15 protein-coding genes and 1 tRNA gene are annotated in these 15,710 nt (G+C 63.7%); 4 read left to right on the top strand and 12 right to left on the bottom strand.

Features of this window, described 5'->3' with window-relative positions; genetic code table 11:
* Positions 1-24 precede the first annotated feature (24 nt).
* From MWU54_RS13865 to MWU54_RS13835, 7 genes are all read right to left on the bottom strand, one after another.
* On the bottom strand, positions 25-579 hold the full coding sequence (locus MWU54_RS13865; protein WP_247084840.1) for a pyridoxamine 5'-phosphate oxidase family protein: 555 nt from the start codon (positions 577-579) through the stop codon (positions 25-27).
* Positions 572-1,612: a lipocalin-like domain-containing protein gene (locus MWU54_RS13860; RefSeq protein ID WP_247084838.1), complete on the bottom strand. Its 1,041-nt coding sequence runs from the start codon at positions 1,610-1,612 to the stop codon at positions 572-574. Before MWU54_RS13860 ends, MWU54_RS13865 begins: the two co-directional genes overlap by 8 nt.
* Positions 1,602-3,998: an ABC transporter permease gene (locus MWU54_RS13855; RefSeq protein WP_247084836.1), complete on the bottom strand. Its 2,397-nt coding sequence runs from the start codon at positions 3,996-3,998 to the stop codon at positions 1,602-1,604. The genes MWU54_RS13860 and MWU54_RS13855 overlap by 11 nt, the downstream gene beginning before the upstream one ends.
* Positions 3,995-4,651: an ABC transporter ATP-binding protein gene (locus MWU54_RS13850; RefSeq protein WP_247084834.1), complete on the bottom strand. Its 657-nt coding sequence runs from the start codon at positions 4,649-4,651 to the stop codon at positions 3,995-3,997. Before MWU54_RS13850 ends, MWU54_RS13855 begins: the two co-directional genes overlap by 4 nt.
* 68 nt (positions 4,652-4,719) lie before the next feature.
* Positions 4,720-5,823 (bottom strand): mandelate racemase/muconate lactonizing enzyme family protein, encoded by a 1,104-nt coding sequence (locus MWU54_RS13845; protein WP_247084832.1) that lies wholly within the window; start codon positions 5,821-5,823, stop codon positions 4,720-4,722.
* Positions 5,820-7,466 (bottom strand): GMC family oxidoreductase N-terminal domain-containing protein, encoded by a 1,647-nt coding sequence (locus MWU54_RS13840; protein ID WP_247084830.1) that lies wholly within the window; start codon positions 7,464-7,466, stop codon positions 5,820-5,822. Before MWU54_RS13840 ends, MWU54_RS13845 begins: the two co-directional genes overlap by 4 nt.
* Before the next feature lie 163 nt (positions 7,467-7,629).
* Positions 7,630-7,715, bottom strand: a tRNA-Leu gene (locus MWU54_RS13835).
* Between the two features lie 202 nt (positions 7,716-7,917).
* On the opposite strand from MWU54_RS13835, the gene MWU54_RS13830 reads away from it, so the two are divergent.
* Together MWU54_RS13830 and MWU54_RS13825 are read left to right on the top strand one after the other, a co-directional pair.
* Entirely contained in the window at positions 7,918-8,532 is a 615-nt protein-coding gene (locus tag MWU54_RS13830) for an exopolysaccharide biosynthesis protein (protein ID WP_247084828.1), read from the top strand.
* A gap of 1 nt (position 8,533) precedes the next feature.
* On the top strand, positions 8,534-9,001 hold the full coding sequence (locus MWU54_RS13825) for a disulfide bond formation protein B (RefSeq protein WP_247084826.1): 468 nt from the start codon (positions 8,534-8,536) through the stop codon (positions 8,999-9,001).
* Here MWU54_RS13825 and MWU54_RS13820 read toward each other — a convergent pair.
* A complete protein-coding gene (locus tag MWU54_RS13820; RefSeq protein ID WP_247084984.1) occupies positions 8,998-9,426 on the bottom strand; it encodes an Lrp/AsnC family transcriptional regulator in 429 nt (142 codons plus the stop codon). The genes MWU54_RS13825 and MWU54_RS13820 overlap by 4 nt on opposite strands.
* A 116-nt stretch (positions 9,427-9,542) precedes the next feature.
* Here MWU54_RS13820 and rocF point away from each other — a divergent pair, with 116 nt between their 5' ends.
* Both rocF and MWU54_RS13810 read left to right on the top strand, forming a co-directional pair.
* Entirely contained in the window at positions 9,543-10,466 is a 924-nt protein-coding gene (rocF, locus tag MWU54_RS13815; RefSeq protein WP_247084824.1) for an arginase, read from the top strand.
* A 12-nt stretch (positions 10,467-10,478) separates the two neighbouring features.
* Complete coding sequence (locus tag MWU54_RS13810) at positions 10,479-11,519, top strand: ornithine cyclodeaminase (RefSeq protein WP_247084822.1); 1,041 nt, start codon at positions 10,479-10,481, stop codon at positions 11,517-11,519.
* 78 nt (positions 11,520-11,597) lie between these two features.
* Here MWU54_RS13810 and MWU54_RS13805 read toward each other — a convergent pair whose 3' ends face one another.
* The 4 genes from MWU54_RS13805 to purS form a co-directional block, all read right to left on the bottom strand.
* Positions 11,598-12,932: a sigma-54 dependent transcriptional regulator gene (locus MWU54_RS13805; protein ID WP_247084820.1), complete on the bottom strand. Its 1,335-nt coding sequence runs from the start codon at positions 12,930-12,932 to the stop codon at positions 11,598-11,600.
* Positions 12,933-12,936: 4 nt separating this feature from the next.
* Entirely contained in the window at positions 12,937-14,700 is a 1,764-nt protein-coding gene (locus MWU54_RS13800) for an ATP-binding protein (protein ID WP_247084818.1), read from the bottom strand.
* Positions 14,701-14,767: 67 nt separating this feature from the next.
* Positions 14,768-15,436 carry a phosphoribosylformylglycinamidine synthase subunit PurQ gene (purQ, locus tag MWU54_RS13795; protein ID WP_247084816.1) on the bottom strand — a complete coding sequence of 223 codons (669 nt, stop codon included), beginning with the start codon at positions 15,434-15,436 and terminating at the stop codon, positions 14,768-14,770.
* On the bottom strand, positions 15,436-15,666 hold the full coding sequence (purS, locus tag MWU54_RS13790; RefSeq protein ID WP_247084982.1) for a phosphoribosylformylglycinamidine synthase subunit PurS: 231 nt from the start codon (positions 15,664-15,666) through the stop codon (positions 15,436-15,438). The genes purQ and purS overlap by 1 nt, the downstream gene beginning before the upstream one ends.
* Positions 15,667-15,710 lie beyond the last annotated feature (44 nt).

Genomic DNA, 15,710 nt, shown 5'->3' with positions numbered 1-15,710 from the left:
GCACCCTGCGCAAAAAAGGTGACGCTACGGAACGCGCCATTCCCCGCACCATCCGTCATCCGCCTTAAAAACAGCGCAACGATGCGGGTCCGCAAGGTGCATCAGCTCGATCTGGCGAATCGTGCAGGTCAGAACCGCAAAACATGATTCGCTGGCCAGCTTCTCATAGGCATGGGCATGCGGGATCGCCGTTCCCGGTTTTGGCGACGCGCCATAGGCCATCCGGGACCCACCGGGCACACGGCTCCATTTCTGCGCAACCGCCGCCCCCTGCGTGATCTCGACCGATGTGGATAACCTAAGCTGCAACTGCACCTTTTCGTCCCAGATGTGGAGCTGTGCAAACGGGCGCGCCTGCAGGGACGCGATCTTGTCAGACCCGCTGTCGGTATGCACTTCGACCACCCCGCCTGTCCGATTAGCCCCCCGCAGCACAACGGTGCGGGCCTCGGGAAAGCCGTCCGGCGACACCGTGGCCAACACGGGATGACGCGCCGCCGCGCGACGGTCGGCCACGCCCCGCGTCAGCCTCTGCCAGCCAAGCTCCAGAAACGCCGCCAGATCGTTCGGATCACTCATATCCCGTCATCTCCAGATAACCGCGCCCGCCATGACTGCCTTCGATCAGAACCGGCCCTTCCCAGTACGGGATCGACACCGCCATCCACGCGTTCGGGTTCAGCGCTGTCACGGTGACATCCACATCGCGATCCGGCAATTGCACCGCCCACCGGGTCGGCACCACACGCCTGGCAACCGCGTGAGTCTCTAACGGCTGCGCGCGAAACGCGCCGTCCGGATACGCCGTGGTCGTCCCATCCGGCGCAATCCACGTGGCCGAGGAAAACGCCGTCCCGTCCTCATCGCGCAACAGAAACCCCATCATCTTGTCGCCGGTGTCAAAGGACAGCGAAAACCAGTCCCACCCTGTCTGGGTGTCCGACAACGGTTGCGACGACCATTCCCGATCCAGCCACGCCTGCCCCGTGACCGCGACCGCGCCATCGGGCAAAGTCAGCGTCCCTGCCACGTCGTAATAAGGTTGCGAATAGTAATAACTCGCCTGCCCCTGCGCAGATTTCACCGAATACCCGTCATCACCGTGAAAGATCACAGGACCAGTGGCCGTCAGACCCAGATCATAGGCAAAATCCGCGCCGCGCGCGGTCAGGCGCAGATTGTCAAAATCCGGGCCGACCATCTGCCAATCGTCAATCCAAGCCTCGAACGGGTCAGTCCCCACCCCCGCCTGACCGATCCCGCCCCGCGCAAAGCGTTCGGCGACCAGATGTTGATCGGATGTTGTCACCGCCGCATGGGCAAACCAGATCTGCGGGTCCTGCCACCCTTCGCGTGTCTCGGGGGCCAGCGCTGACCGGAACAGCGTCCACTGCACCCCGTAGGGCCTCCCCTCAGCGTCCTCAAGATTGGCGGTCAGGTACCACCATTCGATCCGGTAGTCCGGATGCGGCCCGTGATCGGCGGGAAAGTCAAACGCCGCCCCGCGCTGCGGAATGGAAAACCCATCCGCTTCGGTGCCAAGCCCGGCAAATCCCTGCGCCATCACCAGACCGGGCCACAGCATCAACAGGACAAGCACCCTAGCGATCATTGGCAAACACCTTGAGCAGATCAGACGGCGGCGTCCGCGCCAGACGCCACGCGGGCCACAGCGCGGCCAGACCCGCCGCCAAAAGGGCAAATCCGCTCAACACCAGATAATGCCCCGGAAACAGGTACATCGGCAATTTCCAACCAAACGCCTCGACATTCACGAAGGACAACAACACCCACGCAAGCAGCAGGCCAAGCGGGATCGCAAGCACCGTTGTGACCGACGCCAGCACCACGGCGCGGACCACTTCCAGCCCCCCCAGCGACCGCCGGGTCAGTCCCAACGCCCAGACCGGGGCCAGTTGCGGCACCCGGATCGCCGCCAGCGTCAGCAGGCTCATCAGGATCGCAAAGGCCGCCACAGCCAGCGTCAGGACGTTCAGCGCACCGGTAATGGTAAAGGTGCGTTCAAACACCTCCACCGAAAACGCCTTGACCCGCGCCTGATTAAGGATCGCCCCCTCGGACAGGCCATAGGTCTCAACCAGCACACGCTGCAGCGCCTCGGGATCGTCGCTGCGCACGCCGAACTGCAACGGGATGAGGTCCGGGAACTGCGCGCGGAACGCCTGTTCCGACACAAGGATCTGCCCAAGCGGATTGCCGTAATCCGCGACAATCGCCGCAACCGGGAACACGCCCAAAGCGCCGATCGTGATGTCGTCATCAATCCACACCCCGGCCCGTCGCGCGAATTGCTCACTGACCACCGCCGCATCGCCCTGCGCCACGCGGTTCCACGCGTTGGCGGTGTCCGCCAGAAACAGCCAGTCTTCGCGGTACGTGTCGCCGACCCGAACCCCGAACAGGTCCGACGGCACATCTTCCACCTCGATCTCGACCGACATCAGCGGCAGAACCTCGCGGGCATTGGCGATCAAGAACGTCTCCAACGCGGCGCTGTCCGCGGCGTCTTCCAACCGCACGAACAGCTCCGGGGCCAACCGCTGATCCAGAAAATCGACAAACGTCACCCGGAAACTCGACACCATGGTCGACACGCCCACATTGGCAGCGGTGGCCAGCAGCAGCGCCATCAGCGCAAGGCTCATGCCCGGGATTTGCTGGCGCGTATCCGCCCAGAACCATTGACCAACCACGCCGCTGGCACGGTGCCCGGCCAGACCCACCACGCCGCGCAGGAAACCGGGCAACAGAAACGCAGCCCCCACCAGAAGACAGGCCAAAAGCGCAAAGCCCATCAACAGTCCCTGCCCCCAGATCGCAATCGCGCCCGCCGCGATCAGCAACGCCGCCGCACAGACCGCCAAACGCCGTGCACTGTCGCCCGACGCCACGGCCCAGGCGCGCGGGCGAGCGCTGGCCAGCAACGGCATGGTGGCGATCTTCCACAACGCTCCAAGTGCCGCAAACCCCGTGCCAAGCACTGCAATCGCCATGCCAGACAGCCACCAATCCGCCCGCAATTGCAGCGATCCGGCCACCGACGCGCCATACAGCCCCTGAAGAGTTGCCGCGACATTGGGCAACAGCACCGCCGCAATCCCGTATCCCAAAACCACACCAAGCGCGCCCGCCAGCACGGCAAACAGCACCAGTTCGCCGATCATCAATCCCACAAGAGTGCGCAACGGCACCCCCAGCGCCCGCAGCGTCCGCACCATGCTGCGACGCTGTTCAAAAGCCAGCGCGATGGTGCCATGCACTATGAAGATGCCCACCGCAAAGCTGAGCAATCCAAAGGCCGTCAGGTTCAGGTGAAAACTGTCGGTCAACCGGTCCGCCCCCGCCTCCTGCGCAGGCTGGCGAACCAGTTCGGGCACCAGCGTTTCCAAAGGGGTCACCCCCATCGGCTGGGTCCGGGCCACGATCAATCGGCTCAGCACACCCTCGGCTTGCAGAATGCCCTGCGCGATCCCCACATCGGTCAGCGCCACACCCGGCGCGACGCTCGCATCCACCACCACCGGGACCGGTGCGGCCTCCCCGATCCGCGCGGCTGTTTCGGCATTGGCGAACAGCACGCCGGTTGTCAGGAAAGCCCCAAGATCGGTGTCGCCGTCCAGACCCACAGGCGCAATCGCCCCCGGCGCGGTCAGCGGATCAAGCCCCACCAGCCGCACCCTGCCGGTGTCACCGTCAAACCGCCCTTCAATGACCGGCGACACCAGCCACCCGGCCCGGCGCAACAGGACATAGATGTCTTCGGGCATCGTCTCTCCGGCGCGGGGCACAAGTTGGTCAAACTGACTTTCGCCCAAGGTCGCCGCCGCCGCGTCATAACTCGCGCGGGCCTCGGCATTGATCGCCTGCACGCCCGACCACAGCGCCGTGGCCAGCGCCAGACCAAAGATCAGCGCAACGAACTGCAATCTGTTGCGCCGCCAATGCGACAGCAGCGCCGTCAGCGCGGCCCAGGTCACGCAAGCCGTCCCTGGCTCAGATGCACCTGACGATCCATGCGCGCGGCAACCGCCGGGGAATGGGTGACCACCAGCAACGCCGCCCCGGTGTCGCGCACCAGCTTCAGCATCTGGTCCAGCACATCCGACGCGGTGGCCTCGTCCAGATTGCCCGTCGGCTCATCGGCCAGCACCAGCTTTGGCTGCGCCGCCAAGGTGCGGGCAATCGCAACCCGTTGTTGCTGACCGCCAGACAACGCTTCGGGATATTTCGACAGGTGCGGTGTCAGACCCAGCGCCTGCGCCAAATGCGCCAGACGGCCCGCATCCGCCACACCGGCCAACCGCGCCTGAAAGGCGATATTGGCCTCGACCGTCAGCGACGGGATCAGGTTGAACTGCTGGAACACCACCCCCACCGTGGACCGCCGCAACGCTGCGCGCCCGGTGTCGTCAAGCCCGGTGATCTCCTGCCCGTCGACCCGGATCGTGCCGCCATCCGCAACGTCCAGCCCGCCAATCAGATGCAGCAACGTGCTTTTGCCAGACCCGGATTCCCCGGTCAGCGCCAGCGTCCCGCCCGCTGCCAGATCAATATCCACACCGCGCAGCACCTCCACGACGCCCTCTGCGCCGGGATAGGATTTCCGCACGGATCTGACCTCTAAAACCATAGGCCTGAGCTATCACGACACCGCGCAATGGAAAGCCCCTGCCGCGAAAAAGCGCGCAACACCAAAGATCAGGACAGGTCGCTGACCTGATAGGTCGACCGCGCCAGCCAATCGGGCGACACCTCCACCCCCCAGCCCGGCGCATCCGACACCGTCGCCTGACCATCGACAATCCCGTAAGGGTCGGTGACAAACAACCCCTCCTGCCACGGATAATAATCCGCCCCCTCGATCGAAAATTCGAGGTACTTCCCCGCATTCGGGATCGCCCGCAGCAGATGCATGGTGAACAGCGTCACCAGCGACAGGTTCGCACAATGCGGCGTGACAGGCAGCCCCGCGTCCTGCGCCATGCGGCACACCCGCAGCGTCCGGCTGATGCCGCCCAGATAAAGGATATCCGGCTGCACGATATCCACCGCGCGCATGTCGATCATCCGTCGCCACGTCGGCAGATCGCAATCCTGCTCTCCGCCGGTGACATCAATCTCAAGCGCATCGGTCACCTGTTTGGTCTGCTCCAATTCCCAGTAAGGGCACGGTTCTTCGTAATGCGAAAACCCGTGATCCTGCAGCAGATGCCCCACCTCAATGGCGCGCTCCGGTGTGTAGCAACTGTTGGCATCAATCAGCAGCGCCACATCCTCTCCCATCGCCTTGCGCATGGTCGGAATGATCTCTTCGGTGCGCCCCGGCCATTCGTCCCGATTGCGCCCAACCTCGGCCCCGGCGCGCACCTTGAAGGCGTCGAACCCAAGATCATCGCGCAACCGCGACAGACGTGCGGCCTCCTCCGCCGGCGTGATGTCCCGCTTCATCGACGACGCATAGGCCCGGATCGGCCCGGAAGTTCCGCCAAGCAGTTCCGCCACCGGCTTGCCCGCCTGCTTGCCGCGCATGTCCCAGATCCCCGTATCCACCCCACCCATGGCGCGCCGCAGGTACGAGCCGGGGAATTTGTGTTCCCGTTCGGTCACCAGGTCCAGCAGATCGTCCAGATCGCTGGTGTCCTGCCCCAAAACCCACGGGGCCACTTGCCGGTGCAGCACCTGGCAGGTGATATCGGACTGATAGCTCGACACCTGCCCCCAGCCTTGCGCGCCGTCTTCCATCGTGACCCGCACGAAGCCGACATAGTCATTGGTAAAGGTCTCGATCCGGTTCAACTTCATGATGCACCCCCATGTTTGGCGTCTTCCAACAGGACATCCGCCGCTTTTTCACCCACCATCATCGCAGGCGCATTGGTGTTGCCCGACGGAATGGTCGGAAAGACCGACGCATCCGCGACCCGCAATCCGGCCACCCCATGCACCCGGAGCCGCGCATCCACAACCGACCGCGCCGGATCGCGCCCCATCGCGCAGGTCCCGCATTGGTGAAACACGGTGCCACAGGCGCGGCGCGCGTGATCCAGCAATTGCGCGTCGCTCTCGCATGCGGATCCGGGCTCTTTTTCCGCCACCGTCACCGCGCGCAAGGACGGGGCCTCGGCAATCCGCCGCACCAGCCGCGATCCCGCAACCATCATCGCGCAATCGTCTTCGGTCGACAGGTAATTGGGCTGCATCCTCGGCGGATCGAACGGGTCGGGCGTGCGCAAAGACACCACCCCGCGACTGGTCGGCTTGCACGGGCTGAACCCCAGCCGGAACGCCGGAAACGGATCAGGGCTCATCAACGGGCGTGTGCCGCTGGGGGCCTTGGAATAGCTCAGCGGCGAAAAATAAAGCTGCAAATCCGGCGCGCCATCGCCCTCGTGCACCTGCACAAACCCGCCCCCGTGGTTCAGGCTCATCGACAACGGACCGGTGCGGAAGAGACCATAGCGCAGCGCCGCCTTCAGCTTCCCCCAGACCGGGCGCAGCTCTTGGTTCAGGCTGGGCCGCGTGGCGGTGTACAGGTGATCAATTCCAAGGTGATCGCTCAGGTTGCGCCCGACCTGCGCCAAGGGATGCACCACGTCGATCCCCATCTCCTGCAGATGCGCCCCGTCGCCGATCCCCGACAGCATCAACAGTTGCGGCGAGTTCAGCGCGCCGCCGCACAACACCACCTCGGACCGCGCGCGCACTTGATGCATCTGACCGTTCTGCCGATACGTGACCCCGGTCGCCCGGCCCCCCTCAAACAGAACCCTTGTAACATGCGCGCCGGTCTCCACACGCAGATTTCCACGCCGCATCGCAGGCCGCAGATACGCACCCGCCGCCGATGCACGCATGCCGTTGCGCGTGGTGATCTGGTAATATCCAACCCCGTCAAACCGCTCTGCGTTATAGTCCGGATTAAAGGCAAACCCGGCCTCTTGCGCCGCCTGCACATAAGCCCGGCTCAACGGGTGCATATGCTCTGACACATCCGTCACCGTCAGCGGGCCGGACACCCCGCGCGCCGGATGTGCAGCCCCGGTCCAGCGTTCGATCCGGCGAAACACCGGTTCGACATCCGGCCAATCCCAACCGAGCGCAACCTGCCCCCATTCGGCATAGTCACTCGGCGCACCGCGCACCCAGACCATCGCATTGATCGCCGACGATCCGCCCAACCCTTTGCCGCGCGGCCAGTACATCGCGCGATCCATGATCCCCGGATCCGGATCGGCTGTGTAGGCCCAATTGAACCGCGTGTCGTAAAACGTCTTGCCATACCCGATGGGGATCCTGATCCACGGATGCCGCGCCGCGCCGCCTGCCTCCAAAACCAGAACCGAATGCTGCCCGCTCTCGCTCAAGCGCGCGGCGATGACCGATCCGGCGGACCCGGCTCCGACAATCACGTAATCAAAGTCCTGCAAGCCGTTCGCCCCAAACATTCAATCTGCTCAGAGCTTCACAAAAAACCGCCACACTCAAGACCAATTTGGATGGTCCAAGCGCACCACGCGACAAACACCGCTTGTCACAGCACGCAAATGGGCCATCGCACAACGGCAGAGACGTGACCAAACACAGGTTGGATATGCGGGAAAACAGCTGTGGTGCCCAAGGAGAGACTCGAACTCTCACGCCCGTGAAGGCGGGGGATTTTGAATCCCCTGCGTCTACCATTCCGCCACTTGGGCCACGGGTTTGGGTGCTAGCGAACTTGTCTGAAAAGGTCCAGTCCCTATCGCGCAGAAAGTGCCGCAAAGGCGGTTCGAATGCCGCGCGACCCACCCCCACCCCGCCTGCCCGCAACACACTGGTACAGGCCGGTCCGATTTGCTACCTGACGCCCCAGGACCGGCGACACACTGCGCGCACTATCCTTGAGGAGACATCCACATGACAGCGACCCTGTTCGAGGATATGGCGATCTCGGATCGTCTGGATCAGCTTGCCGCCGAATCCCGGGGCGAAGCGGTGACGCTGGGCTGGGTGCTTGACCAACTGAACGAACGCGCTTTCGGGTTGTTCCTGCTTGTGCTGGCCCTGCCCTGCTGCATTCCGTTTCTCTACGGTGTCCCGCAGGTTGTCGCATTGCCGCTGATGTTTGTGTCGGCACAGATCCTGCTTGGCCGTCGCACGCCTTGGCTGCCGTCCCGTCTTGCTGCGCGCAGCGTCGCCTCCAAGGACCTGCACAACCTCGCGGACCGCGCCGGCCCGTGGTTGCGCCGGATCGAAGCCATCAGCCGCCCGCGTCTCAGCCTCCTGACCCGCGCGCCGCTGGACCGGATTGTGGGCCTCGCGCTCGTGCTCTTCAGCGCCTCTATCCTGGTGCCCTTGCCCGGCACCAACACCGTGCCCGGCATCGCCGTGGTCATCGTGGCGATGGGCCTGCTGCAACGGGACGGGATTCTCGTCATTCTGGGCGGGCTTCTGGGCACCGCCTGGATCGCAACCCTGCTGATTGCCGGTGCAACGCTGGCCAGCCTGATCAAGTCATGGATGGGATTCTGATATGGTGCTGACACGCAAAATGCTGATGTTGACCGCCGCCGCGGGATCACTGGCCCTGATGCTGGGCGCGTTTGGCTTTCAGCATCTGGGCGGCCTGCCGCCCTGCAAGATGTGTATCTGGCAGCGCTACCCCCACGTCATCGCCATTGCAATCGGGGCGATCGCCCTGCGCTTTGGCAATGCCGCCCTTGCATGGCTTGGCGCATTGGCAGCCTTTGCGACCGCCGCCATCGGCGCGTTTCACACCGGTGTCGAACGCGGCTGGTGGGAAGGCCCGACAAGCTGTTCCTCGCAACCCATCGGCGGCCTGAGCACGGACGAGCTGTTTGACCAGATCATGTCCGCGCCCGTGGTCCGCTGTGACGAGGTGCCGTGGGACTTCATCGGCCTGTCGATGGCCAGCTGGAACATGCTCATCTCCTTGGCCCTGATGGCCATCTGGATCGCCGCCGCGCGCCGCCCTGCCTAACCACCCGCCTTTCGCGTCGACAGCAACAACGACGTCTCGGATTGCGTGACCCCGTCAAACTTGCGGATGCGAAAGAGCACGTCGTCCAGATCCTCCAGCGTGTCAGTGCCCAGCTCCGCAATCACATCCCACCGGCCATTGGTCGAATGCACCGCCCGCACCTGCGGCAGTCCGGACAATTGCCGCATGATGCGATCCGCCCCGCGCCCTTCGATCCCGATCATCATCAACGCCCGCACCGGATCCTGCGCCACGTCTTCCTTCAGAACCACCGTGTAGCCAATCACGTCGCCCGACTGCCGCAACCGGTCCAGCCGCGCCCGCACCGTGGCACGCGACAGCGACAACAGCCCCGCCAGATCAGACACCGACGCCCGCCCGTCATGCCGCAGCGCTGAAATCAACCGCCTGTCGATATCATCCATTTCGCTCACTCACACCTATCATTTTGATCAACGATACACCGTTTTGTGCAAAATGACCACTTCTGCGCTGCGCAGTTCGCAGACTATGCACACGGCACAGGAACAAAGGAACGCTCATGTCTTCGCAGGAAATCATTTTGGTCGGTGCCCCCCTCGATTGCGGCAAGGCCCGCAGGGGTTGCCTGATGGGCCCCGACGCCTATCGCACAGCCGGTCTGGCCCGCGCCCTCACCGATCTGGGTCACCGCGTCACCGACGAAGGCGATGTGGTGCCGGATGCCAATGACACACCGGACCGCGACGGTCTGGTCGATCTTGGCGAAACGCTGGGCTGGACCACCGCCCTGATGCGCGCCGCCGAAGACGCGATGCAAAACGGCCTGCCGATCTTCCTTGGCGGCGACCATGCCCTGTCCCTTGGGACCGTCCCGGGCGTTGCCGCCCATGCCGCGAAACAGGACCGGCCACAATTCGTGCTCTGGCTCGACGCCCATAGCGATTTCAACACGCTGGAAACCACCGAATCCGGCAACCTGCACGGCACGCCACTCGCCTATGCCACCGGTCAAACCGGGTTTCATGGCTTCCCGCCCCTGCCCGCTGCCGTCCCGCCCAGCCAGACCTGCATCATCGGTCTGCGCTCGGTCGATCCGCTCGAACGGACGCTGATGGAAACCACGGAAATCCGCGGCTATGACATGCGCGCCATCGACGAAAGCGGCGTGGCCGCCCTTCTGGCCCCCTTCCTTGACGATGTCGCCCGCGCAGGCGGCGCGCTGCACGTGTCGCTCGATGTGGATTTCATTGACCCAAGCCACGCACCGGCTGTCGGCACCACCGTTCCCGGCGGCGCCACCGTGCGCGAGGCGCACCTGGTGATGGAGATGCTTTGCGACAGCGGGCTGATGACCTCGCTCGACCTTGTCGAACTGAACCCGATGCTGGATGAACGCGGCCGCACCGCGCATCTGATGGTGGATCTTGCCGCCTCTGCCCTCGGCCGTCGCATCTTCGACCGCCCCACACCGCGTTTGATGTAAGGAGCACCCGCCATGCAACCGTCTGACAAGGCCCTCGTCCCGTTTGTCTCTGTCGATCACATGATGAAGCTGGTGCACCATGTCGGGCTGGCCCGCATGATCACCCGGATCGCCGAGGCCATCGAAGAGGATTTCCGCCGTTGGGAGTCGTTCGACAAAACCCCGCGCGTCGCCGCCCACAGCCCGGTTGGCGTGATCGAACTGATGCCCACCGCCAATGACACGCTCTACGCGTTCAAATACGTCAACGGTCACCCCAAGAACACGTCCGAAGGCCTGCAAACCGTCACCGCCTTTGGCCTTCTGGCGGATGTGGACACCGGCTACCCGGTGCTGTTGTCCGAAATGACCCTGCTCACCGCGCTGCGCACCGCCGCCATGTCCGCCGTGGCCGCCAAACACCTGGCCCCCAAAGGCGCCACCACCATGGCCATGATCGGCAACGGCGCGCAGGCGGAATTTCAAAGCGTGGCCATGCAGGCGATTTGCGGCATCACCTCCGTGCGCCTCTATGACAAGGATCCGGACGCAACCCGCAAATGCGCCGCCAACCTGGCCAATACCGGGCTGAACGTCGTCGCGTTTACGTCCGCGGAAGAGGCCATCGAAGGCGCGCAAATCCTCACCACCTGCACCGCTGACAAACAATACGCGACCATCCTGACCGACAACATGGTCGGCAGCGGTGTGCACATCAACGCCATCGGCGGCGACTGCCCGGGCAAAACCGAACTGGCCGAGGCGATCCTGCACCGGTCGACGATCTTTGTGGAATACCCGCCGCAGACGCGCATCGAAGGCGAAATCCAGCAATTGGCCGACGATCACCCCGTGACCGAACTCTGGCAGGTGATCACCGGGGCCGTGCCAGGCCGCACCGACGCGCGTGAAATCACGCTGTTCGACAGCGTGGGGTTCGCAATCGAGGATTTCTCAGCCCTGCGCGTCGTACACGACCTGACACGGGAAACCGGTCTCAACCTGCCGCTGGACCTGCTCGCGGACCCGGACGATCCGCGCGACCTGTTCGGGATGCTGATGCGGGCCGCCTGACGCAAAGGCTTTCCAAAGCCTTTCGCCACGCGTTTTCGAAACCGCGTGTCCAAGCGCCTTCGAAGGCGCTTGGAAACCTCACAAATAATCCGACCGCTGCAAGCCGTACTTGGCCATCTTTTCGTTCAAAGTCCGACGCGGCAGGCACAGCTCTTCCATCACCGACGCAATCGACCCGCGATGACGGCGCATGGTGTTGTCGATCAGCATCCGTTCAAACGCCTCGACATATTCCTTCAAGGGCTTGCCCTCGGTCGTCATGACCGGCTGCATTTCCTCGTGATCCGACATCAGAAGCGACGCAATCGTCCCCGTCCCGCGCCGTGATTGCAGCACCGCACGTTCGGCCAGATTGATCAGCTGCCGCACATTGCCCGGCCACGGGGCCTGCAGCAATTGTGCCGCTTCCTGCGCGCTGACCTGCGGCGCGTCGCAGCCATATTCTTCGGAGTACTGCTCGGCGAGCGCCGTAAACAGCGTGAGGATATCCTCGCCACGGTTGCGCAGCGGCGGAGCCGTGATCTTGAGCGCCGCCAGCCGGTAATAGAGATCGGGCCGCAACGCGTCTTCGCAGGTACGTCCCTCATCCTGAAGATTGCAGATCGCCACGATCCGCGTCTCGGGCGGATTGCCCTGGTCGTTCATCATCGTCAGCAACCGCGCCTGCGTCGAATCCGACAGCGCTTCGATGTCTTCCAGCACCAAGGTTCCGCCGCGCGCCTCTTCGACCGCTGGCAAGCGCGTGTCATCCGGCTGCATCGGGCCAAAAAGACGCCGGATCAGCGTGTCTTCATCCATCGCGGCACAAGAGATCAGAACAAATTTCTTGCCCGCCCGGCTGCCCACTGCATGCAGCGCATGCGCCACAAGCGTCTTGCCGGTGCCGGTTTCTCCGTCGATCAGCACATGCCCATCGGCTTGTCCCAGATCAAGAATGTCCTCGCGCAGCCGCTCCATCGCCGGGCTGGCCCCGATCAGCTTGCGCATCATCTGCGTGCCGTCGCCCAATTCGCGCCGCAGCGCGCGGTTGTCCAACGTCAGACGCCGTGCGTTGGTGGCTTTCTTGGCAAGGTCCGACATCCGGTCCGGGTTGAACGGCTTTTCCAGGAAATCAAACGCGCCGATGCGCATCGCCTCAACCGCAATCGGCACATCGCCATGCCCGGTGATCATGATCACCGGCAACGCGCTGTCCGATCCCATCAGCTTGCGCAAAAGCTGGATGCCATCCATCCCCGGCATCTTGATGTCTGAAATCACGATGCCCGGATAATCCGGCCCCAACGTGCCAAGCGCCTCTTCCGCGCTTGCAAAGGTTTCGGTGTCATAGCCTGACAAGGCCAGCCACTGACTGATCGACTGACGCATATCCTTTTCGTCATCGACAATCGCTATTTTCATGGCTTTTCCCATGGACCTACTCCGCCGCCTGCGTTTGCTCATTTAAGATCGGCAACTGCATTTCAAAGACCGCGCCGCCTTTTTCGGCGTTGCGCGCCAGCAACCGTCCCCCAAGGTCGTTCACGATCCCCGAAGAAATGGCAAGGCCCAGACCCACCCCGTCACCGGGCTGCTTGGTGGTGTAGAACGGCTCGAACAGCGCATCGAGGTCCTCGATCCCGTGCCCGTTGTCGCGGATCGCCAGCGTCGCCGTCTCGCCTCGGGCAAGGATGATCTCAAGCTGCGGATCGGCCACCGTCTTGGTGGCATCCAGCGCATTGCGCAACAGGTTCACCATGACCTGTTCGATCCGCATCCGGTCGCCCATCACCAACACCTTGTCTTCGGGCAAGATCTTGGTGATTTTCACCTTCCGCGACTTCAGCTGCGGCTCCATCATCGACAGGCTCGACGTCAGCGCATCGCCCATATCCACAGGCGAAAACGCCTCCTGCCCCTTGCGCGCATAGCTCTTGAGCTGCCGTGTGATCCCGCCCATCCGCTCGATCAGATCATCGATCCGGCTGAAGGCCGAAAACGCCTCTTCCGCCCGGTTGCGCCGCATCAGCAATTTCGCCCCGGCCAGATAGGTTTTCATCGCCGCCAAAGGCTGGTTCAACTCGTGGCTCACCGCCGCTGACATCTCGCCCAAGGCGGCCAGTTTGGACGACTGCGCCAGCGTCTGTTCGGCCACCGCAAGCGTCTCCTGCACCCGTTCGCGTTCGGCGATTTCCCGCTGTAGCCGCTGGTTCAATGCGCGAAGCTCTGCCGACTCGCGCTGGAACAGCGCCATCCGCAACGCGGTCTTCCGGCTGAGCGCATAAAACGCCAGCGCCAGCAGAATCGCAAAGCCCATGATCTCAAGCGCCAGCACCGCGTTCACCCGCTCGCGCACGCTGGCATAGGTGGTGAAGGTGGTCATGGTCCAGCCGCGAAACGGGATGCGACCCTCGATCTGCATCACCGCTTCCCCCTGGAAATACGCATCCGCCGGAAGCGCCGTCCAATCCGCCGTCGCCCGGATCGCGCGTTCAATCGCGCTGTCCGCCGGTTCACGCTGGAGCGCGGTCTCAACCGTCTGCCCGCGCCAGCGCGGCTCGGTCGCCAGAATGATCTCGCCTTCGCTGTTGGTCACCAGCACCGCGTCCGAAATCCCCACCCAGGCGCGTTCGAACTTGGCCAGATCCACCTCGACCACGATCACCCCGATGGATTGCCCCTGGCTTTCGATCCGCCGCGAATAGCTGAAATTGAAACTGCCCACCTCCTGCCGTTCGGAACTGAACACCGTCGCGTTGGACCGCAGCGCCTCAACGAAATAGGCGTTGCTGCGATGCTGTTCGCCCAACCGCTCCCGATTGGTCGCCGCCACCGTCCGCCCGTCCACGTCCAACAGCATCAGCGACGCCGCGCCAATCTCGTCAACAAAGGAAATCAACCGCTGCGAGCTTTGCGAAAAATCGCCCGAATTCAACGCCCCGATCAAGGCCGGGTCCCGCGCCAGCAGCTGCGGTACAATCGCATTGCGGCGCAGCTCGGACACAAGGTTCCCCGAATACAGCGCCAGACGCAGCTCTGCCCGGTTCTGGGTGCTCTCGGTAAACCGGTTGGTCAGATAGTGGTTGGTAACAAACACCGTCGCCACGGCCACCGCGATCAGCGCGATCAGCGCCAGCCGGACCCGCCACGACAGCGATCCGGACCGCCGGTTTGAAGAAAAGAGCGACGTCGACTGGGCCATCCGATGACGATAAGCGCAACACGCGCCACGCTCAAGCAGCGCCGCGTCACGCCTGCGTCAACAAGCGCTAAGCTGCCGCCAGCGCCCCTGCGATACTGGCAAAGACCGCGCGCCCGTCAGTGCCGCCATGGCCCTCATCCGCCGCCCGTTCCGGATGCGGCATCATGCCAAGCACGCGCCGGTTTTCCGACAGGATCCCGGCGATATCCGCGGTCGACCCGTTGGGGTTGGCCCCGTAGCGGAACGCAATCCGGTCCTGATCGCTCAATTCGGCCACCACCGCGTCCGACGCGGTGTAATTGCCATCGTGATGCGCAATCGGAATGCCGATTTCCTGCCCGACAGAGTAACCACTGGTGTAGATGCTGTCAGAGGTGCCCACGATCAGCGGCACCGTCCGGCAAATGTACTTCAGCCCCGCATTGCGCAGCAGCGCGCCCGGCAACAGCCCGGTTTCGGTCAACACCTGGAACCCGTTGCACACACCGAACACGTAGCCGCCGCGATTGGCGTGGGCCTTGACCTCGGCGCAGATCGGCGAATTGGCGGCAATCGCGCCGCAGCGCAGGTAGTCGCCAAAGGAAAACCCGCCGGGAATGCCCACGATGTCGATCCCCGAAGGCAGCGCCGTGTCCTTGTGCCAGACCATCTCGACCTGGCACCCGGCCTCGCGGAACGCCACCGCCAGATCCCGGTCACAGTTCGATCCGGGAAAAACAACAACCGCCGCGCGCATCAGCTCAGCTCGATCCGGTAGCTTTCGATCACCGTGTTAGCCAGCAGCTTCTCGCACATCTCGCGGACCGTGTCTTCGGATGTGCCCTCTGCCAGATCCAGTTCAATGATCTTGCCCTGACGCACCTTGTCGACGCCGTCAAAGCCCAGCCCGCCAAGCGCGTGCCGCACCGCTTCGCCCTGGGGGTCCAGAACCCCGTCCTTCAGCATCACATGCACCCGTGCCTTCATCATGCTCTCCGTCTCGGATTGGGGGCAAACCCCAAGGTCTTCTT

Source organism: Marivita sp. S6314 (genome assembly GCF_023015985.1).
Classification (GTDB): domain Bacteria; phylum Pseudomonadota; class Alphaproteobacteria; order Rhodobacterales; family Rhodobacteraceae; genus Marivita.
This window is presented reverse-complemented; position numbering and strand designations above follow the sequence as displayed.